This is a genomic window from Edaphobacter lichenicola (genome assembly GCF_014201315.1).
In the GTDB taxonomy this organism is placed as follows: Bacteria; Acidobacteriota; Terriglobia; order Terriglobales; family Acidobacteriaceae; genus Edaphobacter; species Edaphobacter lichenicola_B.
Genome location: NZ_JACHDY010000002.1, coordinates 502,719 through 524,620, shown reverse-complemented (window position 1 = coordinate 524,620; position 21,902 = coordinate 502,719). Strand labels below are relative to the sequence as shown.

Below are 21,902 nucleotides of genomic sequence, written 5' to 3'. Positions count from 1 at the left end.
GTGGGACGAACTTGTTACGAACCTCTAGGGTAATCGTGAGTTCTGATCTTTCGGTACCCTAATACACCGCTAAATCGGCTGTCTGTACCGCGTGCGGCTGGTACCTCGCCAGAGGGGAATCAAGGCAGAGAAGCAACGACAAATAGAACAAGAGTCTCGCCTGAAAGGCGCGACACCTGGATAGTGACCGACAGGTGACGATCGTTTCAGAAGGCCCAAAAGAATAAGACGACTGCAAACCGGAACAATGCCCCTCTCCGCCGAAACTCCGCACGGGTATGCCCTATCGACAAAGCGGGTACTGCGTTCCCTCTGCGGCTGGTAGGATAATCCTCTCAAGAGGAGGTTCGCCTATGTCCGCCACATCCACACTGACCCCGCCCGAATCCACTGCCCGCCAACTTCGAGAGGTCCATCACTGGGTAAACGGCGAAACCATGGTGGGAGTCTCCGGACGGTTTGGGGATGTCTACAACCCCGCCACCGGTAAGGTCCAGGCGAAGGTAGCCCTCGCAACCAGCGCGGAAGTGGACCGGGCCGTAGCCGCCGCCGCAGCAGCATTTCCAGCATGGTCGGCGCAACCGGTGCTTCGGAGAGCTCGCGTACTCTTTCGCTTTCGTGAAATCTTCGAGCGCCGTCTCGACGAGGTGGCCGCCTTACTTACCAGCGAGCACGGCAAGGTCTTCTCCGATGCGAAAGGCGAGGCAACCCGCGGCCTCGAAGTCGTCGAGTTTGCCACCGGCATCCCCCATCTACTCAAAGGTGAGTTCACCGAACAGGTAGGCTCTGACATCGATAGCTGGTCCATGCGCCAACCCCTCGGCGTCGTAGCCGGCATCACCCCCTTCAACTTCCCGGCCATGGTGCCCATGTGGATGTTCCCCATCGCCCTCGCATGCGGCAACACCTTCGTTCTCAAGCCGAGCGAGCGCGACCCCAGCGCATCGCTGCTCCTGGCCGAGATGCTCAAAGAAGCCGGCCTGCCCGGCGGAGTCTTCAACGTTGTCCACGGCGACAAGACCGCTGTCGACGCGCTCCTCGCCCACCCAACCGTACAGGCGATAAGCTTCGTAGGCTCCACCCCAATCGCCGAGTACGTCTACCGCGAAGCAACCAGCCACGGCAAACGCGTACAGGCTCTCGGCGGCGCCAAGAATCACATGATCGTCATGCCCGACGCGGACCTCGATCAAGCCGCCGATGCGCTCGTCGGCGCAGCCTACGGATCCGCAGGCGAGCGTTGCATGGCCATCTCAGTCGCCGTCACAGTAGGCAACGCCACCGCCGAAAAATTGATAGACAAAATCGAGCATCGCATCGAAGGCCTGCAGATGGGCGACGGCATGAAGCCAGGCGCAGAACTTGGCCCTCTCGTTACAAAGGCTCATCTCGAACGAGTCACCGGCTATCTGCAGCAAGGTCAATCCGAGGGTGCAGAACTACGAGTCGATGGACGCAACAACGCTCTCACCAAAGGGGAGGGCTTCTTCCTTGGCGCCTGCCTGTTCGATCATGTCAAGCCGGAGATGAAGATCTATCGCGAGGAGATCTTCGGTCCCGTGCTGGGCATCGTACGAGCCAGCGACTTTGAAACAGCGCTGAAGCTGGTCAACGAGCACGAGTACGGCAACGGCACCTCCATCTTCACGCGTGATGGCGACACTGCACGAGACTTCGCGCACAGAGTCCAGGCCGGCATGGTAGGGGTCAATGTGCCTATTCCCGTGCCAATGGCATTCCACAGCTTCGGCGGATGGAAGCGTTCTCTCTTCGGCGATCACGCCGTCTACGGACCCGAAGGCGTGCGTTTCTACACGAGACTGAAGACCATCACCTCACGCTGGCCCACAGGCATTCGAAAAGGAGTAGACACCTCCATGCCAACGCTAGGCTAGCCGATCTCCGACCAACGGGAGGACCAGGCGAAGCGGTATACGAGTCACGAAGTGACCGCCCCACGCGTAGTGGGCCGGTCCGGCAGGACGCAGGACACGATCACGCACCCAAAGCAGCATCTGCAATAGCAAGATGCTTATCCAGAACTGAAATCCCAAAATCGATCTGCTCCTTCGTCACAATCAGAGGAGGAGCAATCACAAAGTGCGAGACCCAAGCCTGAATCGTGACACCGTCCGCAAGTATCTTCGCAGCGATCTGGTCCACCAGGAGCGGCTTTCCAGAAACCTTATCTGAATAAGTATTGAAAGGCTCCTTGGTGGTTCGATCCTTTACCAGGTCAACCGCCCAGAAGAGTCCTTTCCCGCGAACGTCCCCAATACTGGGATGTTTCGCCTTCAACTCCTTGAGCTTGTCTTCAACATAAGGCGCAAGCTCACGCGCCCGCTCCACAAGTCCAAGACGCTGCATCTCATGAATCGTGGCGACCGCAGGAGCTAGCGTGAGCGGATGCGCCTCATACGTATGACCATGGGCGAAGTAATGATCCTGAAAAAAGTCAGCGATCTTCTCCGTCGTCGCGCAAAGTCCCAGCGGCACATAAGCCGAAGTAATCCCCTTCGCCGTAACCAGAATGTCCGGAACGACTCCCCAGTGATTCATGGCGAACCACTCACCAGTGCGCCCCCACCCCGTCATCACCTCGTCCGCGATCAGCAAAACGCCATATTCATCGCAGATCCGGCGAAGCTTCGGCATGTACTCTTCTGGCGGAACAATCACGCCATTCGTCCCAACGATAGGCTCCACCAGAACCGCAGCCACATCCGACTCATTCCGGATCATATGTTCGATGTAGTCCGCGCACGCAATCCCGCACCCCGGATAGGTGTGCTTGATCGGGCATTTGTAACAGTGAACCTCAGGCGCGAAGAGAATGCCCGGTCCCTTGCCGCCCGGCTCCATCGCCCACCGCCGCGGATCGCCGGTAGCAGCGATAGAACCGGCAGTAGAGCCGTGATAAGAGCGATAGCGCGCAATGATCTTCGTCTTTCCGGTGTACATGCGCGCAATCTTGAACGCCGCCTCGTTAGCCTCTGTCCCGGAGGTAGTAAAGAAAAATTTGCTGATGCCCTTAGGCAAAACTTCAAGCAGAAGCTGAGACAGCTCCGCACGTGCCGTGGTGGCATAACCAGGCATCGCGTAGCTCAGCTCCTGGGCCTGCCGCGCAATCGCATCAATAACAGCCTGATTCTTGTGGCCGAGATTCGAGCACATCAACTGCGACGAAAAGTCCAGATACCGCTTACCCGCACCGTCGACGATGTAGCAGCCCTCGGCGTCCATGATGTGCATCGGGTTCCAGCCCTTTTGAAATCGCCAGGTGCCGTAGTTATGCTGCCGCGTAATATCCACCACCTGCTGGCTCGTAAGGGGTGCTGATCTATTGGAGCTCTTAGGCTCAACGACATCAATCGGACTCATGAGTGCCATCCTATTCCTGAGACGTTATCTGTGTCACGGCACCCTGCATCGGCAAAGACGCCGTTCGGTATCCCAGCATAAGCAGATAGTAGCTGGACGCCGCAACAAGAAAGCCGACGAACCACGCGTAGTCATAGAGAAATCGCAAAGAGGGAACAGCAAGCCCGATCAATGCAACAGTCACCCCGGCGACCAGCGCGACAATCGCTCTTGGATTAATCCCGCGTGTGTACTCATAGGGGCCTCCGCGGCGATACAGCGACACCGTATCCAGCCGAGTCCCACGAATCAGAAAATAATCCGCGACCATGATCCCGGCAACCGGTCCCAGCAATCCCGAGTATCCGATGAGCCACCCAAAGATGTAGTTGCCAAAGCTGCTCATCAGCTTCCACGGCATCATCGCCAGACCCAGGAAGCCAGTGATCAACCCACCGGTGCGGAAGCTGATCAGCCCCGGCGCCAGGTTTGAAAAGTCGTTTGACGGCGAAACCACATTCGCGCCGATGTTCACATTCAGTGTCGCAATCAAAAGAGCAACCAGGGCCAGCAAAGCCGCAAAGGGCTGATGAAATCGCCCCAACAAAGTGATGGGCGACCAGACCGGCTCTCCAAAGATAGTGACAGAGGCCGAAGTGCACGCGATCCCGATAAACGAGTAAAGCGCCATCGCAACCGGCAGACCGAACGCCTGTCCCACGATCTGCGAATCCTGAGACTTCGCATAACGAGTAAAGTCCGGGATATTCAGCGACAGTGTCGCCCAGTACCCCACCATCGCGGTCAACGAAGGAAAAAAGAAACGAAGAAAACTCCCCGTGGTATGGAAGCGGCTCGGTGCCGAAAGCATCGGCCCAAAGCCGCCAGCCTTATGCAGCATCCAGAAGAGCAGCGTCAGCGACATCACCAGCATGAAAGGCGCAGAGAAGCTCTGCAAAAATCGTATCGATTCGACGCCGCGCCACACGACATACATATTCAGCAACCAGAACCCAAGAAAACTCGCCCACAGCACCAAAGGCATCTGCGCAGTCTGTGGCCAAAGCACTCCGAGCATCGCCGCAATCGCCTGCCCTCCAAGCCACGACTGAATCCCAAACCATCCGCAAGCCACAATCGCCCGCAGGATCGCCGGAAGGTTAGCTCCCCGCGTCCCAAAGCTTGCGCGAACAAACACAGGGAAGGGAATCCCGTACTTCGCGCCCGCGTGCGCATTCAGAAGCATCGGCACCAGCACGATCAGGTTTCCCAGAAGGATCGTCAGAATCGCCTGCTTCCAGTTCATGCCGCCCGCGATCAGCGACGACGCAAGCATATACGTCGTCACCTCCATCGACATGGAGAACCACAGCGCAATGTAGTTATAGGTACCCCACGTACGTTGCGCAGCGGTAGTAGGTGCGAGATCAGCGTTATAGAGGCGCGAGTCATGTTCCGCCGCGAGATCAGCGGCGGATTGATCGAGAACTCGTGTCGAAATCGTATTTACTGCCACGCCCCTCCTCTCGCTTCACGCCGCAGATACTGGCCACGGCCTACCGCCGCCACATAACATCCTCCATCGGCAACAAGCTCCCCACGCGAGTACACCTGCCGCGCATTTCCCTTCACCTTCCACCCTTCAAACATCGAAAAATCACAGCGCATGTTGTGGGTTGCTGCCGAGATAACGTGTTCAGCCTCAGGATCCCACAGCACAATATCCGCATCCGATCCAGCAGCAATCGTCCCTTTCTTCGGATACATCCCGAAGATGCGCGCCGGCGCGGTCGACGTAATCTCGACGAAACGCTGCAGCGAAATCTTCCCAGCATTCACGCCGAAGTGATAAAGCAACTGCATGCGATTCTCCACGCCCGGCCCACCATTGGGAATCTTGCTGAAGTCATCTTTGCCCAGCTGCTTCTGATCCGCAAAGCAGAACGGGCAGTGATCGGTCGAAACCACCTGCAGATTGTCCGTCGCAAGCCCATCCCAAAGCTTCGGCTGATTCTTCTTCTCCCGCAGTGGAGGAGTAAAAACATACTTCGCCTCTTCAAAACTCTTCCCGGGCATCTGGTCTTCGATCGACAACAGCAGATACTGCGGACAAGTCTCTGCAAACGCCGGAACTCCGCGATCACGCGCCTCGCGAACCTGGTTCAGCGCATCTTCGCTCGAGAGATGAACGATGTACACCGGCACTCCAGCCATCTCGGCCAGCGCAATCGAGCGGTTCACCGCCTCCGCCTCAGCCTTCGTAGGTCGCGTCAGCGCGTGATAAACCGGAGCAGTCTTTCCCTCCGCAAGCGCCTGCTGCACGATCACATCGATCGCACTCCCATTCTCCGCATGCATACACACCAGCGCGCCATTCTTCGCCGTCTGCTGCAACGCCTTGAAGATCGTCCCGTCGTCCACCATCAGCACATTCGGGTAAGCCATAAAGAGCTTGAAGCTGGCGACACCCTCCCGCACCATGTCGTCCATATCGTGCAGCCCCTGTTTGCCATTATCGGAGCCAAGATCGGTCACAATCATGTGCAGCCCGTAGTCGATACAGGCCTTGCCGTCGGCCTTCCCCATCCAGATGTCCAGCGCGTCCCGCATCCGCGTCCCTTTCGCCTGAATCGCAAAGTCGACGATCGTAGTCGTCCCACCAATCGCCGCCGCACGCGTGCCGGTCAGAAAGTCATCCGCAGAGACCGTCCCCCCAAACGGCATATCCATATGCGTATGCGCGTCGATGCCGCCCGGCAAAACAAAGAGTCCCGCAGCGTCCACAACCGTATGCCCCGCAGGATCGATGCCAGCTCGCACCTCCAACACCGTGCTGCCATCAACTAACACATCTGCTTTTTCGGAGCCGTCGGCCGTAACAACGATGCCGTTCTGAATCAGAGTTCCCATACGTTGCTCCAGACTTCAATGCTGTAGTTCACGACACGAGAGGATGCTCCATCTCCAAAAACACATCGCATCAGGTATTCGTACTCATCACTTCACCCGTCCCCGACGTGATCAGGCCCTTGGCAACCCGCTCCTCCCAGCTCTCGAACGGAAGATCCTTGTCGATGCGCTCCATCGTGATGCAGTTCTCAACCGGGCAAACCAGCGAACAAAGATTGCAGCCCACGCAATGGTGTTCGTCTACCCGCGGAATACGCTCAAGCGGAGTAATCGCATTAGTCCTGCCTGAAGTTCCCGCGTCAAGCTTCGGAATCGGCGTAGTCGAAATTCGCCGCGCCGATTCAGCCTCAACCATCCCCGGTGTCAGCGTCGTATCCGGCGCAGGCGAGGTTCGATCAAGATGGATGCATTGATGCGCGCCATCCCAGCACGCGGTATAGCAAAGCTGGCACCCGATACAAAGATCCTCGTGAATGCGAGCAACGATCTGGTAGTTGAGATTAAGCTGCTTCCATTCGCGAACATTCGGAAGCGACAATCCGCGAAAGTCTTCAATCGTAGCGAAGCCCTTCTCCGCCATCCAGTTCAGCAGCCCGTCCTGCATATCCTCGACGATCCTGTAGCCGTAGTGCATCGCAGCCGTACACACCTGCACCGTGCTGCAGCCCAACAGAATAAACTCCGCTGCATCGCGCCAGCTTCCAATCCCGCCGATCCCTGACAGCGGAAGCATACTCGCTGTATCTGCCTGTATCTGCTGAACCATATTGAGCGCAATCGGCTTCACCGCAGGCCCACAGTAGCCGCCATGCGAACTCTTGCCGTCGACATTCGGACTAGGCTGAAAGGTATCCAGATCAATCCCCGTAATCGAGTTAATCGTATTGATAGCCGAGAGTGCATCGGCGCCACCGCGCTTTGCAGCTCGCGCAGGCACACGGATATCCGAGATGTTCGGAGTCAGCTTAACAATCACAGGCGTGCGAGCCTTCTCCTTCACCCATCCCGTAATCTGTTCGCAGTACTCCGGCACCTGTCCCACCGCGGATCCCATCCCACGTTCGCTCATTCCATGTGGACATCCAAAGTTAAGCTCCAGCCCATCAGCCCCGGCATCCTCCGCGCGCTGCACAATGTCATGCCAGCTCTCGCGTTTGCTCTCAACCATCAGCGAAGCGATCACCACATGCTTCGGATACCGCCGCTTCACCTCCGCGATCTCCTGTAGGTTCACCTCGATCGGGCGATCCGATATGAGCTCGATATTATTGAAGCCCATCATCCGCCGCCCCTCCCAATCGATCGACGAGTAGCGCGAGCTCACATTCGTAATCGGCTCGCCAATCGTCTTCCACACCGCTCCCCCCCAACCCGCATCAAAGGCGCGCATGATCTGCTCGCCGCAGTTCGTCGGCGGCGCAGACGCCAGCCAGAATGGATTGAGGCACTCAATACCGCAGAAAGTGCTCGCAAGCGTCGGTTTAGACTTTGACATGTTGCACCCCCAACCATCCAGCGATTCCGATTCCCGCGCGCTTCCCGTCCGCCACCGCGTCCACAACCTCGCGCCCGCCGTTCGTACAATCTCCCCCAGCAAAAAACTTAGGCTGAGAGGTCTGCCCCGTCGCCCGATCGATCACAATCCGGCCGCGCTCCAGCTGAATCTTCCCGAACCCACTCGAAGGCCCAGAGAGAAAATCCGCATGCGTAGCCTGTCCAATCGACAACACGATCAGGTCGGCCTCGAGGACAAACGCCGAATCCTTCTCAGGCACAATCGAACCATCCTCGGTCGCCGCAAGTCTCGTCAGCTCGAGTCCCTTCACGGCTCCATCCCCGCGAATCCCCGTCGGCTGAACGTGCCAGAGGAACTTCACCCCCTCGTGCTTCGCGTGTTCATATTCGAATGCGAACGCCGACATCTGCTCCTGCCCTCGCCTGTAAAGAATATGAACCTCACGCGCACCAAGCCGCACCGAAGCGATGGCCGCATCGATAGCAGTATTCCCCGCTCCCACCACCACCACGCGCTTCGGCACTGTCGTCAGCGCACCGGACTTATACCCGGCGATGAGATCCAGAGCATTCGTCACTCCCGCAAGTTGCTCTCCTGCAACTCCGAGCTGATGAATCGCTCCCAGCCCAATCCCTAGAAAAACCGCATCGTGCGTCCGCTCCAGCTCCGCAAGCCCCGCTGCGTCCACTTTCGTCTCGAAGTGAAACTCCACTCCCAGCTGCGAAAGCATCTCAATCTCCCGCAGACTCTCCACCAGAGGAAGCTTATACTCGGCGATCCCATACGTATTCAAACCACCAGGCAACGGATGCGCGTCATACAGATCGGCACGAATGCCACGCCTTCGCAGCTCAGCAGCACAAGCAAGCGAAGCAGGCCCAGCACCGATCAGCGCAACCGACAGCCCCGTCTCCGGCCCAGGCTCAAACGGCAGCGGAGCCCCGCTCTCATAGAGAGTATCCATCGCGAAGCGCTGAAGCCGTGCAATCTGAATCGGTTGTTTGTTGTACCGATGCATCACGCAGGCGCCTTCACAGAGCACTTCCACAGGACACGCGCGAGAGCAGCTCGCACCCAGAATATTCGCATCCAGAATCGTTCGCGCCGACCCAGAGAGATTCCCGCTGGCAATCTTCTTAATGAAGCTCGGCACATCGATGTGCGTCGGGCAAGCAATCGTACACGGCGCATCGAAGCAATAGAGACAGCGATTAGCCTCAGGCACAGCAGCCTGTCTGTCGAAGGGCGGATGCAGATCGCCAAAACGCTCTACCACCTCTGGAGCGGCTGAAACCTGCTCAGGAAAGGGAACGCGCTCGCTCATCAGAGTCCAGTCGCCTCACCAGTCTCGTTGCGATCAAGCCGATCGAAGAACACATTCCAATCGCCGCGCACCACGAGGTCTGCGGAGTCATCGAAACGCTCATCAAATGGAAGCAGTTGCATCATGGAAGACAACATGACCCTCCTTGCGCTGCGTATCTCCTGTCAGGAGTGACTATTATGCACTATCTCAACGAACTCCTCGCCAGTCAAAGAGAAGTCCAACCTGAAATCACAGTTCCCGGCCGCTGCTCTCCCCTTCGCTCAACCACTTCATCGTCTTCCTTGCAAGCCGGTCAAAGGCCTGCACGGCCAGCATCAAATCTTCGACCCTCGTGTCTTCCGCCTTGTTATGGCTCAGCCCGGCAAGCGACTGAGCAAACATCATCACCGTCGGAATCCCCGCCCGCGCAACCTCCGCAGCGTCATGCAACGGCCCCGAAGGCAGCCGATGCGACACGCCCGCCGTCTCGCGGACAGCTTCCTCGCAAAACGCAATGAGCTGCGCATCAAACGGTATCGGCTCAATACTCCAGATCCTCGACCAATCAACCGTGCATCCCTCTTCCTTCCCAAAGCGTTCACTCGCAGCGCGAGCCTCGGCGAACATCGAGGCAAGCACCCCCGCGTCGAGATCGCGCATATCAAGCGTCGCCTCGCAGCGTCCCACCACGGCCGTCACAATTCCCGGAAAAGTCTTCACACTTCCCATCGTCGCAACCGCGTCTGGATGTCTTCGGGCGATCGGGCGAATCTCAAGCGCCAGCTTCGCCGCAGCGGCCAGCGCATCTCGCCTCGCGCCCATCGGAGTGGATCCCGAATGAGCCTCCTGTCCATGGAACGTAATCGCATGCCGCTCCACGCCCTTGGTCCCAAGCACAACTCCCAACGGCAGCCCCATCCCTTCGAGCACGGGCCCCTGCTCGATATGCAACTCCAGATAAGCCGCTGCGCCGCCGCGTTCTTTCGCCGCCTCTCCAACCTGTTCCACGTTGACCCCGCAACTCCGAAGTGCATCCTCCAGCCGAACTCCATCGCGATCCGTACGTCCGCGATCAGCCTCAATCGTGTGGGTCCCCGCAAACGCCGACGAGCCAAAGAGACTCCGTCCAAAACGCGCCCCCTCTTCATCTGCCCAGTCAACCAGCCGAATCGTGATCGGCGGTTCGCCATCGAAATCCTCCGCCAGGCTGCGCAACTCCTCAAATCCAGCCAGGACTCCCAGACACCCATCCAGCCAACCGCCGTTCGGAACCGAGTCGACATGACTCCCCAGAACAAGTGCTCGGTCTGTACGGCCCCGAAGCGTCGTCCACGAGTTTCCCGCAGCATCATAATGATGCTCGAACGGCAGCCCCTTCAGCTTGCTCTGAAACCACGCCCGCGCCTCCAGCCAGACTGGAGTCCACGCCACCCGCTGGGCACCATTGGCATCCGCCGTCAGGGTACGAAGTTCTTTAAGGTCGGAGATCACTCGCAACGGATCAACGGGCACGCATCGTCTCCTGAAAAAGTAAGTCCTAAAAAAATAAGGTTATACCCAAAACGCAGGCTGCAACTTTCATCAAAAACATGGACGTCAGTCTGGCACGGTTCTCGTTCTAACGAAGGCAAATCTCCGCCAGCAGGTAAACTGTTCGCACCGCCGCGCCAGTCGAACTCACCCCGCTCATGGAGATGCGCAGTTCATGCAGAATAGACGTTGTCTAAACCCTCTGGTCGTCCTCTTCGCAATCCTGTTTTCTTCCACAGCACTCCACGCAGCGCAAAACGACGAACAAACACGCTGGAAGCAAGAAGCAGCAAACGTCACCATCACCCGCGACGACTGGGGCATCGCGCACATCCACGGCAAGACCGACGCCGACGTCGTCTTCGGCATGGAGTACGCCCAGGCCGAAGACGACTTCAATCGCATCGAGACCAACTACATCAACGCCATGGGCCGCCTCGCCGAAGCCGAAGGCGAATCCCGCATCTATCAGGACCTCCGCATGAAGCTCTTCATCGACCCGGTGGCGCTGAAGAAGCAATACACCGCCAGCCCCGCATGGCTCCGCACCCTCATGGACGCCTTCGCCGACGGCCTCAACTTCTACCTCTACCAACACCCCGACGTAAAGCCGCGAGTCATCCACCACTTCGAACCCTGGATGGCGCTCTCTTTCACCGAAGGCAGCATAGGCGGCGATATCGAACGCATCGACCTGTCGCAGCTCGAAGCCTTCTACTCTCATCCCGCCGCAATCCACGCATCCAACCCCACCTCTCCGCGCGACGAAGCCGCCTACATCCACGACAGCGATCCCCCCGAGCCCACCGGCTCCAACGGCATGGCCATCGCGCCTTCAAACACCGCCGACCACCACGCCCTCCTGCTCATCAACCCCCACACCTCCTTCTTCTTCCGCTCCGAACTGCAAATAACCAGCGACAACAATCTCGACGCCTACGGAGCTGTAACCTGGGGCCAGTTCTTCATCTATCAGGGCTTCAACCAGCGAGTCGGCTGGATGCACACCTCGAGCGGTGTAGACGCAGTCGACGAGTATCTCGAAACCGTCGACAAGAAGGGCGACCACTTCACCTACAAATACGGCAACCAGCAACGCCCCATCACAGCCGAGCAGATCACCGTCCCCTACAAGACCGACCACGGCATGGCCGAAAAGAAGTTCACCATCTACCGCACCCATCACGGCCCTATCGTCCGCGAAGAGTCCAGCCGCGAAGGCAATGCCAACTGGATCAGCATCCGTCTCATGCAGGAGCCCATCAAAGCCCTCACCCAGTCCTACCTCCGCACCAAAGCCACCAACTACAAAGCCTTCCGCCAGACCCTCGAACTCAAAGCCAACTCCTCCAACAACACCATCTTCGCCGACGCCGACGGCGACATCGCCTACTTCCACGGCAACTTCATCCCCCGCCGCGACCCCACCTTCGACTTCACCAAACCAGTTGACGGCAGCAATCCCGCCACCGACTGGAAGGGCCTCCTCACCGTCGATGAACTCCCTCAGCTCCTCAACCCAAACAGCGGCTGGCTCTACAACAGCAACAACTGGCCCTGGTCCGGAGCGGGCGCCAGCAGCCTCCGCAAGCAGAACTATCCCGCCTACGTCGAAACCGGCACCGAAACCGCCCGCGGCCTACACGCCATCCGCGTCCTCGAGAACAAAAAAGACTTCACCCTCGTCTCCCTCATCGCCGCTGCCTACGACAGCTACCTCCCCTGGTTCGACAGACCACTCCCCGCGCTCCTCAAAGCCTGGGACGAAGCCCCGCGCTCCAATCTCCTCCGCGCGAAGCTGACCGAACAGATCGCAACCCTGCGCACCTGGGACCGCCGCTGGGCCGTCAACTCCATCCCCACCTCTCTAGCCGTCTTCTGGGGTGAAGACATTCGCCGCCACACCCTCGCCGACGCCAAACAAGCAGGCATTCCCGTCGAAGAGTACATCGCCACCAGAACCACCGCCGCCGAGCTTCTCCAATCCCTCGCAACCGCCTCCGACAGACTCACTGCCGACTTCGGAACCTGGAAGACCCCCTGGGGAGAGATCAATCGCTTCCAACGCCTCACCGGTGATGGCGTCGCGACTGGGAAAATCGCCCAGCCCTTCAACGACGCCCAGCCAAGCATCCCCGTCGCCTTCACCTCGTCGCTCTGGGGCTCCCTCGCCTCCTTCGGAGCCCGCCCCTACCCAGGCACAAAGAAGTGGTACGGAACCAGCGGCAACAGCTTCGTAGCCGTAGTCGAGTTCGGAGACAAAGTCCGCGCCAAGGCCCTCACCGCAGGCGGCGAGAGCGGCGACACCACATCTCCCCACTTCAACGATCAGGCCACTCGCTACAGCACCGGCGACCTCCGCAACGTCTACTTCTACCCCTCAGACCTCAAGGACCACACCGCACGTCAGTACCATCCCGGCAGTTAGTCTTCGCGTCCGGCCCCGGCTGATTGGTCCTACCCAATCGAATCAAAGTCGATCGCCAGATCGGTAGCAAGAATCGGCAGCAGGATAGGTCAGGAAATTGCCCACACACGCTGAGACCACCATTTCAAGCCACGCAAGCGAGCGCCCACGTCCAGTCGTGTAGAATCCTCCAGACCACATCATGATTAAGCTCGCTAAAATTCCAAATCTCACAGAGCTTACCTACCGCAGCATCAAGCAGAGCGTGCTGAACGGGACCCTCGGCGAACTATCCCGGCTCACCGAAGAGTCCCTCGCCACGCAGCTCGGTATCAGCAAGTCCCCCGTCCGCGAAGCGCTCAATCGACTGGAAGCCGAAGGCCTCGTTCGCATTGAAGCCCGCCGCGGCGCCTACGTCCGCCAGTTCTCCGCCAAAGAGATCCGCGATCTCTACGAACTCCGCGAACTCCTCGAGGTCCACGCCATCGAGGCAGCGACCATCACCCCCAAGTTGCTCACCGATCTCGCCGCCAGCATCAACCGCACCAAAAAGTTCCTCAAGAACGGCAACAAGCTCGAGCACATCGAAGAGGACATGCGGTTTCACAGCCTCATCACCGCCGCCACCGGCAACCAGGAGCTCTGCCGCGTCCTCGAAAACGTGCAGCAAAAAACTCTCCTCTGCCGCTCCAAATCCTATGAGCTCTCAGCGACCACAGCGCCCGTAGCACACACCAGGATCTACCAGGCCCTCAAGAAAGACTCCAAGCGCGAAGCCCGCCTGGCCATGCGCGATCACATCGTCTTCGTTCGCGAGCGCCTTCTGGCCACCTTCAAGACCCCAAACTGAGCCTCCCCGCACATCCCTGGAAACCACGTTTCAGCACCCTCCAGGCCGCCAGCTCCGCCTCTCCAAAAGCCTTGCGCCCCCCGGCCATTAAAGGAGTAACCAGGTAAAAGGAGTAACCAGCCAGAGTCCCGCAGCCCTCATAAAATCGTCCGACCACTCTCGAAATCAACCTCACCGCGCCTATCGAAATACAGCCCGAAAGCGACATTAACTCACGCATTGGTAAAGAGTTCCTCCGTTGCTGGGAGAGCGATCTTCCACTCCTGGAAAACTGGTATGACCAGCAGGCGGCAAGTGTCTTCCCCGGCTCCTCCGAGTCACCTCCACGCCAAAAACTTTCTTGACAAGCAATAGGCCGATCCCGCAGAATCCTCAGCCGGGGAAGATTGACGACATTTCCTCTACTCAAACGTTTGAAGTAAATGCAATACGAGCAACATTTGCCCGGATACGGCGACTTCCATCCAACAACAGCGGTAAGCAAAGCATTTTCATTGTGTTGAAGCAGTCTCACAAGAACTCTGCCAACACAAGCAGCAGAACGTTAGATCGACTTAAACGTTTTACAAACCGAGTACGAAGGGCAGGACAATATGATCTACGATTCAACGACCCAGATAAGCCGCCTAGGCCAGTGCGGACGCAGAATATCTCGAGGATGGAGCAAGCCGGCATATCTGCTGGCACTTCTGGTCCTCTTCACCTCAGCCGCCTTCGCGCAGCTGACCACAGCCGACATCCTTGGCACTGTCACTGACGCCACCGGCGCCGTCGTTCCCAACGCCACCATCGTCCTCACCAACAACGGGACCAACGAGAAGCGCACCACTGTCTCCAATAGCTCAGGCGACTACACCTTCACCCTCCTGCCCGTCGGCCACTACTCCGTCTCGGTCAAAGCCGCAGGCTTCCAGGCCTCCATCGTCAAGGACCTGTCCGTAGAAGCAGGCGACCGCGCCCGCAACGACGTCCACCTGCTCACAGGTTCAGAGAACACCGTCGTCGAAGTCACGGCATCCACCCCGCTCCTCCAGGCCGACAGCGCAACCGTCAGCTCCACTGTGACGGCAAAGGCCGTGCAGGATCTGCCTCTCAACGGACGTAACTTCGTTCAGCTCGTAGACCTCGTCCCAGGCGCCAACCCCGGAGCCGGTAACGGACTCTCGAGCGGTGGCCGTCCAGACGATCGCCGCAACAACGCCGCCGGCCTCTCCGTCAACGGACAGGACGACACCCTCAACAACTGGGTCGTTGACGGTGTCGACGACAACGAACGCATCATCGGCACCATCGGCATCAAGCCCAACGTCGAAGGCATTCAGGAGATCACGGTCCAGACCAACAGCTATGCTGCAGAGGCCGGACGTACCGCTGGCGGCGTCATCAACATCGTCACCCGCTCTGGAACGAACGCCTTCCACGGATCGGTCTACGAGTACTTCCGCAACGACATCTTCGACGCCCGCCAGGTATTCCAGACAACCGGAAAAAAACCGGAACTGCGTCAGAACCAGTACGGCGCCAGCATCGGCGGACCAATCTTCCGTGACCGAACCTTCTTCTACTTTGACTACGAAGGTTTCCGCCAGGTCTCCGGCGTCACTTACACCGGCACCGTACCGACCATTGAAGAGTACAACGCCATTAACAGTCTGAACGGTCTCACCCCTCAGTCGCTGCTCACGAACCGCAATGGCACTCTCCAGGCGTATCAGGGGGCGGTCACAGGAACACCTGTTCCCATTAACCCGATCGCGTTGAACTACCTCAAGCTGTTCCCGGCACCAACCAGCAGCGGTCTCTCCAGCAACTACACCATCAGCCCAGCCAAAACACAGAACTCTAACACCTACGACGCTCGAATCGACCATAGGTTCAACGACAAGAATCTTCTCTTCGGTCGCTGGTCTTATAACAAGGTCACCGGCTTTACCCCCCCGAACTTTGGAACGGTAAACGGTGTCCAGATCAGCGGAGGCCGGTACAACTTCGATGGTCCTGCAACAGACTTCGCCACCCAGTTTGCCTTCGGTTTCACGCACACCTTTACACCGTCTCTCCTGCTCGATCTTCGTGCAGGCTACACCCGTATCAACAACCTCTCTCTACCACTCAACTATGGAACCGGAATCGACACAAAGATCGGCTTCCCGGCCAGCCAGACCAGCTTCAGCCCCTTTGCTGACTCTCTCACCCCCGTCTCCATCGGCCCCTTCGGCGACATCGGTGACGGCGCATACGTTCCCCTGCAGGACATCGACAACACCTTCCAGTACTCCGGTACCCTCAGCTGGATCAAGGGCAACCACAACATCAAAGCAGGTCTCGGGCTCACCCGCCGGCAGGCTCGCAACGTACAGAGTGCCTCTGCTGTCGGCGCCTACGGCTTCAATCTGACCACAGACAGCAACTCCGACCAGCTGACGCAGCAGAATAACCAGATCGCGTCAGCTCTTCTCGGCGCCTTCAACAACCAGACCCGTAACTTCAACATCAACCCTCCGGACTACCGAAGCTGGGAGCCAAGTGGCTTCGCACAGGATAGCTGGAAGGTCAATCCGAAGCTGACGGTGCTCCTGGGCCTCCGCTACGATGTCTTCACTCCCTTCACTGAAGCGCACAACCATATCTCCAACTTCGACTACCCTGAGGCCCTCACTCTAACTCCAACAACGGTTTCACAGGCTTTGAAGATCGCCGGCGTAAACGGGGTCAACGATAAGGTCAATATCCCGACCGACCACGGTGACGTTGCTCCACGCGTTGGTTTCTCATACTCCGCGAGACCCTCCACAGTAATTCGGGGCGGCTTCGGAATCAGCTACTTCCCCGGCAACTACACCTCCAACGCAGACCTGAAGAACGCTCCGTTCACCTCGGTCTTCAGCCCCTCCTGCCAGTCAACACTCGCTGTTCAGATCGAAACGTTCCAAAATAACGGCGTTCTGCCCCCGGGCCAGAACCTAGACTGCGCAGGCACTAAATTCAATACAAATGGAAACCTTAGCCAGGGAATCGTGCCCCCTTCGGCCCCAACTGCAGCCCAGCTAGCCGATCTGTCCACGATCCCCGGTCTTGGCTTCGTAGCGGAAGCTCCGAAGTTCAAAAATGCCATGATTATGCAGTACAACCTGCAGGTCCAGCAGCAGTTCGGCTCTAACGTCGTAACCATCGGTTACGTCGGCAACCTGGGTCGCCATCTGCCGGAATCCATCAACAACATCAATCAGCCGTTGCCCTATAATCCGCTGGCTACGCTGGGAACCCCAGCCAACCCCAACAACGGAGCACGTACTACCGCCACGCTGCTTCCCAATCTCGGAGGCTTCAGCTATATCGACAGCGGCGGTATCTCGAACTACAACGGCCTGCAGACCTCCTTCCAGCGTCGCTTTACCAAGGGGCTGGCATTCGATGCGAACTACACCTGGTCCAAGGCGCTTAGCGACATCACTGGTTTCTCCCAGCAGGGTAGCAGCCAGGGTTGGAGCAATGCGCTTCCTACCAACATCCGGGCAACCGAGTACGCGAATGCGGAACTGGACATTCAAAACCGCTTCGCTCTCTCCCTTAACTACGAGCTCCAATACGGAAAGAACTTCACCGGCGCCAAGAAGCTTGCCCTCTCCGGCTGGGCGATCAACACAATCACCGAGTGGCAGAGTGGAAAGCCCTTCACCATCATCAGCAGTGGAAACGGAGCAGACAATCCGGTCGAGAGCGACGGGAAGACGCACGGCTTCAACAACCGTGCCGTTCCCCAAAACAGCGGAGGCAACGACCGTCCTAACACGATTGGCGATCCCCGTGGCTCGAAGTCGATTCACAACTTCTTCAACACCAAGGCGTTCGCTCCTCAGCCCCTCGGAACCATTGGGAACACCCAGCGCAACTCGCTGTTTGGACCCAACTACCGTCACGTAGACCTCTCCCTCTTCAAAACCTTTGCCATCACGGAACGGGTCGGACTTCAGTTCCGTGCGGAGAGCTACAACATCTCCAACACGCCGAACTTCTATCTGAACAACAACCAGCCAGGCGATCAGTTCGGTAACACAAACTTCGGCAAGATCTCGCAAGCCGATCCCAACTACACCCCACGGCAGTACCAGTTTGCCCTCAAGGCGCTCTTCTAACCCAACGCAACCCAACGACCCGTCGGCGAAGAGAAACCCTCTTCGCCGACGGGTAACTTTTGCCCCCACCCGAAAATAAATCTCAAAAACCTGTCACATTTTTAGCACCACAAAAAACACCATCCAAAACACCACATCTACCACGCAAAACACCACAACCACACCAGCAAAACACCACGTCTCCGACCACGCTTTCCCCCAAAACCTCTTCTAAATCCGAGCTTTAACCCTCCAAATTTTTTCTCGCGAACTTCGTTCAAAAAATAATCCGCACGGAGACCACCTGACATGAATCGCCGAAGTTTTCTCGCCCAAACCTCCGCATGGGCCGCAGCCGCTGCGCTCCCCAGGCTCTCCGCAGCCTCCATCCTCCCCTCCCTCGACGCCTCCGCAGAGCAAACCTCAGCCGCGGGCGAAGTCAAATTCCCCAAAGACTTCCTCTGGGGTACCGCCACCGCCGCCTATCAGGTCGAAGGTGCCTGGAATGTTGACGGTAGAGGCGAAACCGTCTGGGACCGCTTCAGCCACTCCCCCGGCAACGTCAAGGGCGCTTACACCGGCGACGTCGCCTGCGACGAGTACCATCGCTACCCCGGCGACATCGCCCTCATGAAGCAGATGAACATGCGCAGCTACCGCTACTCCATCGCCTGGTCGCGCATCCAGCCCACCGGCGAAGGAGCCGTGAATCAGAAGGGCATTGACTACTACAAGCGCCTCACCGACGCCGTCCTGGCCGCCGGAATGCGCCCTCTCGTCACCCTCTACCACTGGGATCTCCCCCAACCCCTCGAAGACAAAGGTGGCTGGCCCAACCGCGACACCGCCGCCCGCTTCGCCGACTACGCCGAGATCGCCGTCAAGGCCCTCGGCGACCGCATCCAGACCTGGGCCATCTTCAACGAGCCCTGGGTCTTCACCTACCTCGGCTACGGAAGCGGCGTCCACGCCCCCGGCAAACAAGACTTCGACCTCTTCCTCAAAGCCTCTCACACCGTAAACCTCGCGCAGGGAGACGCCTTCCGCGCCATCAAGGCCATCTCCCCGAAATCGAAGGTCGGCAGCGCCTTCAGCATGTCGTCCACGACTCCCGCAACCTCCTCGCCGGAAGACGCAGCCGCAGCCAAACGCTTCGACGCCTTCAACAACGTCTGGTTCCTCGAAACCGCCCTCCGCGGCCGCTATCCCGAAGCCTTCGTCCACGGGGTCCCTCTCGAGGCCATGGGCGTTCAAAGCGGCGACGACAAGCGCATGACCGCACCGCTCGACTACATTGGCGTCAACTACTACTTCCGCCAGGTAGTCGCCAATCTCAAAATCCCGGCCCCTACCAATCCCTCCTACGACGCCATGGGCTTCGATCACTACAACGGAAAAGAAGGCTCCCTCACCGACTTCGGCTGGGAGGTCTATCCACGCGGCATGTACGAGATCGTGCAGCGCATCTCGCAGGACTACAAGCTCCCTATCGAGATCACCGAAAATGGCTGCTCCTACGGCGACTATCCCGATGCCAGCGGCCGTGTCGCCGACGTACGCCGCATTCACTACTATCGCGAGCATCTCCGCGAACTCGCCCGCGCCATTCACGAGGGAGCCGACGTCCGCGGCTACCACTCATGGTCCATCCTCGACAACTTCGAGTGGTCCGAGGGGTACACCCAACGCTTCGGCATGGTCTTCGTGGACTTCCCCACCCAGCGCCGCTTCATGAAGGACTCAGGGAAGTGGTACTCCAGAGTCGCCGCCACCAACACCATCGAAGCCACCGCCGCGACGACCTAACCAGCAACGAACGTGGCGCAGAGGTAAGCGATAATACCTCTGTGCCTCCGTTCGATCTTTCTCCCTCAGAAGAGTACAAGCAACGCCAGCAAGCCCGCGAGCAGCAGGTCGCGCACTTCGAAAAACTGCATCGACGCTTTGGAAATCTCCGCCTCCTCGTAGTCATCGCGACCCTGATCGCCGCCTGGCTCTCTCTCCACAACGACGTCTTCTCCCCCTGGTGGCTGCTGGCAGGTCCCGCAGCATTCCTCGCGCTAGCTGTCCTCCACGCAAGAGTGCTACGCCGTCGAGCCTGCGCCGGACGCGCCGTAGACTTCTACCGCAAGGGCCTTGCCCGCATCGAAGACCGCTGGAGCCAGATGGGCACGGGCCAGACGAGCGAACGCATCGACACCCACGCCAGCCTCTACGCCACCGATCTCGACCTCTTCGGCCCCGGCAGTCTCTTCGAACTCCTCTCGCTCGCCCGCACCCGCATGGGCGAAGACACCCTCGCCACGTGGCTCCTCTCTCCATCCCCCGTCGCCGACCTCAAGCAACGCCACGCCGCGCTCACCGAACTTCGCACCCGCCTCGACCTCCGCGAAGACATAGCCATCCTTGGCGAAGATCTCAAGGTCGGCATCCACGCCGAGGCTCTCACGCATTGGGCCGAAGCGCCCAATCAGCTCAAACACCCGGCTCTCCGCTGGCTCTCTCTCCTCCTCTCTCTCGCATCGATAGCCTCGGCCGTCTTCTGGGTCGAGCGCGGAGAAAAAACTCCCTTCTTCCTCGTCCTCATCCTCGCAACCATCCTCACCGCCGCAATTCGCAGGCAAACCGCCGCAGTCCTTCAATCCACCGAGCACGCCCTCAAAGATCTCCAACTCCTTTCATCCCTCCTCGCCCGTCTCGAACGCGAGCACTTCGAATCCCCCCGCTTGCAGAGCCTCAAGCAGCAGCTCTCCTCGCACCACCTCGCCGGCTCACACGCCATAGCCCGCCTGCGCACCATCGTGGACTACATCAACGCCCTCGAAAACCCCATCCTGCGCGCCCTCAACGTGCCACTCCTCTATGGTGTCCAGGTCGCCTACGCAGCCGAGGCCTGGCGCAGCGCCCACGGAACCGCAGTGCGCTTCTGGCTCGCGGCAATCGGCGAAGCCGAAGCGCTCCTCTCCCTCTCCGCCTACACCTACGAGCATCCCGCCGACCCCTTCCCCGAGTTCGTCGCAAGTCTCGAACACATCCCAGCTCCCCCCTGCTTCATCGCCGAACAACTCGGTCACCCACTCATCGCCGCAGCAAAGTGCGTTCGCAACGACGTCAGCGTCTGCGGCGAAACCCGCGTCCTGCTCATCAGCGGCTCCAACATGTCCGGCAAGAGCACGCTCATGCGCGCCGTCGGCATCAACACCGTCCTCGCGATGGCTGGCGCCCCCGTCCGTGCCGCAAGATTGCAACTCACTCCGCTACAAATAGGCGCCAGCATCCTCATCAACGATTCGCTCCAGGAGGGCAGCTCCCGCTTCTACGCCGAGATCACGCGTCTCCGCCAGATCTGCGACCTCGCCGAAAAGAATCCCCCGGTCCTCTTCCTCCTCGACGAGCTTCTTCAGGGTACAAACTCGAAAGACCGCCTCATCGGAGCCGAAGGCGTAGTACGCGCACTCCTCGACAGCGGCGCCATCGGCCTCATCAGCACTCACGATCTAGCGCTCACCACCATCGGCGAGCAGCGCGACCCCCGCCTTCACAACGTGCATCTCCAGGACGAGATCGAGAACGGAAAAATGAGCTTCGACTTCAAGTTGCAGCAGGGTGTCGTCACCAAAAGCAACGGCATCGAGCTCATGCGCCTGATCGGGCTAAAGGTTTGACTCGCAACTTCCACCGACCGAAGGGAGGACCAAAGCCGCCATATCCACCCAGAAAAGGTATACAAGTCACGAAGTGACCGCCTCCCGCGCAGGGAGCCCCGTCCGGCAGGACACAAGCAGCAAGCCCGTCCGGCAGGACAAACGCAGTGAAGATTTGTAGAGCGTCGAACGCACCGCGTTGACGAACTGAACGCCCATTCAGTATCCTTCTCGCGTCGGAGCAATCCTCTTTTCCCGAAGCGA

The 21,902-nt window shown here is 58.9% G+C and carries 13 protein-coding genes; 6 read left to right on the top strand and 7 right to left on the bottom strand.

All coding sequences use genetic code 11. The features are described 5' to 3' along the window. The first annotated feature begins 353 nt into the window (after positions 1 to 353). Positions 354 to 1,895 carry a CoA-acylating methylmalonate-semialdehyde dehydrogenase gene (locus tag HDF09_RS08430; RefSeq protein ID WP_183764615.1) on the top strand — a complete coding sequence of 514 codons (1,542 nt, stop codon included), beginning with the start codon at positions 354 to 356 and terminating at the stop codon, positions 1,893 to 1,895. A 100-nt stretch (positions 1,896 to 1,995) separates the two neighbouring features. Here HDF09_RS08430 and HDF09_RS08425 read toward each other — a convergent pair whose 3' ends face one another. The 7 genes from HDF09_RS08425 to HDF09_RS08395 all read right to left on the bottom strand — a co-directional run bounded on the left by HDF09_RS08425 (position 1,996) and on the right by HDF09_RS08395 (position 10,604). Next, positions 1,996 to 3,381 carry an aminotransferase family protein gene (locus tag HDF09_RS08425; RefSeq protein WP_260181026.1) on the bottom strand — a complete coding sequence of 462 codons (1,386 nt, stop codon included), beginning with the start codon at positions 3,379 to 3,381 and terminating at the stop codon, positions 1,996 to 1,998. Between the two features lie 10 nt (positions 3,382 to 3,391). Beyond that, the gene (locus HDF09_RS08420) at positions 3,392 to 4,876 is read right to left on the bottom strand and encodes an NCS1 family nucleobase:cation symporter-1 (RefSeq protein ID WP_183764609.1); all 1,485 of its coding nucleotides are present in this window, start codon (positions 4,874 to 4,876) and stop codon (positions 3,392 to 3,394) included. Then, on the bottom strand, positions 4,867 to 6,270 hold the full coding sequence (hydA, locus tag HDF09_RS08415) for a dihydropyrimidinase (RefSeq protein ID WP_183764606.1): 1,404 nt from the start codon (positions 6,268 to 6,270) through the stop codon (positions 4,867 to 4,869). The genes HDF09_RS08420 and hydA overlap by 10 nt, the downstream gene beginning before the upstream one ends. A 70-nt stretch (positions 6,271 to 6,340) precedes the next feature. Further along, positions 6,341 to 7,765 carry an NAD-dependent dihydropyrimidine dehydrogenase subunit PreA gene (gene preA / locus HDF09_RS08410; protein ID WP_183764603.1) on the bottom strand — a complete coding sequence of 475 codons (1,425 nt, stop codon included), beginning with the start codon at positions 7,763 to 7,765 and terminating at the stop codon, positions 6,341 to 6,343. Next, positions 7,752 to 9,110 (bottom strand): NAD(P)-dependent oxidoreductase, encoded by a 1,359-nt coding sequence (locus tag HDF09_RS08405; RefSeq protein ID WP_183764601.1) that lies wholly within the window; start codon positions 9,108 to 9,110, stop codon positions 7,752 to 7,754. The genes preA and HDF09_RS08405 overlap by 14 nt, the downstream gene beginning before the upstream one ends. After that, positions 9,110 to 9,247 carry a hypothetical protein gene (locus HDF09_RS08400; protein ID WP_183764597.1) on the bottom strand — a complete coding sequence of 46 codons (138 nt, stop codon included), beginning with the start codon at positions 9,245 to 9,247 and terminating at the stop codon, positions 9,110 to 9,112. The genes HDF09_RS08405 and HDF09_RS08400 overlap by 1 nt, the downstream gene beginning before the upstream one ends. Before the next feature lie 94 nt (positions 9,248 to 9,341). Then, on the bottom strand, positions 9,342 to 10,604 hold the full coding sequence (locus tag HDF09_RS08395; protein WP_183764594.1) for a Zn-dependent hydrolase: 1,263 nt from the start codon (positions 10,602 to 10,604) through the stop codon (positions 9,342 to 9,344). A gap of 193 nt (positions 10,605 to 10,797) precedes the next feature. Between HDF09_RS08395 and HDF09_RS08390 the strand changes: the two genes are divergently transcribed. From HDF09_RS08390 to HDF09_RS08370, 5 genes are all read left to right on the top strand, one after another. Then, on the top strand, positions 10,798 to 13,050 hold the full coding sequence (locus HDF09_RS08390) for an acylase (protein WP_183764591.1): 2,253 nt from the start codon (positions 10,798 to 10,800) through the stop codon (positions 13,048 to 13,050). 181 nt (positions 13,051 to 13,231) lie between these two features. Continuing rightward, complete coding sequence (locus HDF09_RS08385) at positions 13,232 to 13,879, top strand: GntR family transcriptional regulator (protein ID WP_183764588.1); 648 nt, start codon at positions 13,232 to 13,234, stop codon at positions 13,877 to 13,879. Positions 13,880 to 14,472: 593 nt separating this feature from the next. Next, positions 14,473 to 18,015: a TonB-dependent receptor gene (locus tag HDF09_RS08380; protein WP_183764585.1), complete on the top strand. Its 3,543-nt coding sequence runs from the start codon at positions 14,473 to 14,475 to the stop codon at positions 18,013 to 18,015. 288 nt (positions 18,016 to 18,303) lie between these two features. Beyond that, a complete protein-coding gene (locus tag HDF09_RS08375; RefSeq protein ID WP_183764581.1) occupies positions 18,304 to 19,800 on the top strand; it encodes a GH1 family beta-glucosidase in 1,497 nt (498 codons plus the stop codon). A gap of 41 nt (positions 19,801 to 19,841) precedes the next feature. Then, on the top strand, positions 19,842 to 21,659 hold the full coding sequence (locus HDF09_RS08370) for a MutS-related protein (RefSeq protein WP_183764578.1): 1,818 nt from the start codon (positions 19,842 to 19,844) through the stop codon (positions 21,657 to 21,659). Positions 21,660 to 21,902: the final 243 nt, after the last annotated feature.